Here is a 1,191-nt window from a genome sequence, read left to right as displayed (position 1 = left end):
TGTCGGGATTGTCGTACTGCGAGGGCCAGTAGCTACCGGCAATGTCGCGCAAATGAATGTGCAGTCGGTCGAGCCGGGCCTGCTGAAGGCCGCCCGAGGCAGCCGGACTATCGACAATCGTAACATCGGCGCCGAGCTCGATCAGACGTCGATGAAGATGGCGATCGAGCGCCCAGTCGCTGACGAGGATCAGCCGGTATCCCTGCTGAACCGCCAGCATGGCAAGCGCGAGGCCAAACGTTCCCGACGAGGATTCGCAGATCGTGGCTTCAGGCTTCAATTGATCGCGTTCCACAGCCCGCTCGAGCATGAACCGGGCTGGCAGCAGCTTCATCAGGAAGAAGCTGGCGCCGAAAAGAGCTCCGCCGAGCGCCACAAGGCGCGGGCCCTCGAAATCTTCCAGCTTTCGCATCAGCGCACGGGTCGACATGGGTTACTCCTGCGTGCCAGGCGTTCAATGGCGAAAGATCGTCGGCTCGAAATTGGACTGACGCAGAGCGCCTGCCGCGCGATCGATGTTTACGGATGCATTCTGGTCTCTAGCGTCGAACATCAGTCCGACGACCGTGCCGCTGTGAGCGACCTGAACGCCAATGGCGCCGAAGCGGTCACCGACGGTTTCGATCTCTCTCAGCCGTGGTTTGGCAAGAAACCGCTCGTTGATCCGCGCGCTCGCCGTCGCAACCCTGCCCAGCATGCGGGCGTCCGCATTCTTGATGGCTGTTCGCAACAGGCTTCGAAGCGGCCGAAAGGTCTCGATCTCCAGGTGATCGTAACGCGCCGGCTCGAATTCAAGCGTATCGACCGTGAGCAGGGGGGTGGTATCGATGCTGATGAAGTCGATCGGCGGCAGCGGCTTGCGGAATGCCTCCATCACGATGCCGTCCCGGTGCGCAAACAGCACCGCTTGCTGCCTGAACAAAGTGGAGTCACAGGCCGTTTCCGCGCTGACCGCGAGCTGCATGACCTCATCCGACGCCGCATCGATCTCCAACCAATTCAATACCGCCAGGATGCTTGCCAGAACGTCGGCGGTGGAGGAGCCCATGCCACGGCCAATGGGGATGTTGCTATCCATCGAGAGATGGCCGCCGCTGCCGGCCCGGCCGAATGCATTGATGGTCAACTCGGCCGCGCGTCGAGCCTTCTCCCGCGAGGCTGGCCAGACAGTCACGTGATCGCTATCGTTTG

Annotated in this window: 2 protein-coding genes; both read right to left on the bottom strand. The window is 61.7% G+C overall.

Annotation, left to right across the window (positions count from 1 at the left end):
• On the bottom strand, nucleotides 1-430 hold a 430-nt coding region (locus FJ980_RS32855), incomplete at its 3' end, for a pyridoxal-phosphate dependent enzyme (RefSeq protein ID WP_140547583.1).
• A gap of 24 nt (nucleotides 431-454) precedes the next feature.
• The coding region (locus FJ980_RS32850) for a GHMP kinase (RefSeq protein WP_140547582.1) at nucleotides 455-1,191 on the bottom strand (737 nt) is incomplete at its 5' end.

The sequence above is a fragment of the Mesorhizobium sp. B1-1-5 genome (genome assembly GCF_006443065.1).
In the GTDB taxonomy this organism is placed as follows: Bacteria; Pseudomonadota; Alphaproteobacteria; order Rhizobiales; family Rhizobiaceae; genus Mesorhizobium.
This window is presented reverse-complemented; position numbering and strand designations above follow the sequence as displayed.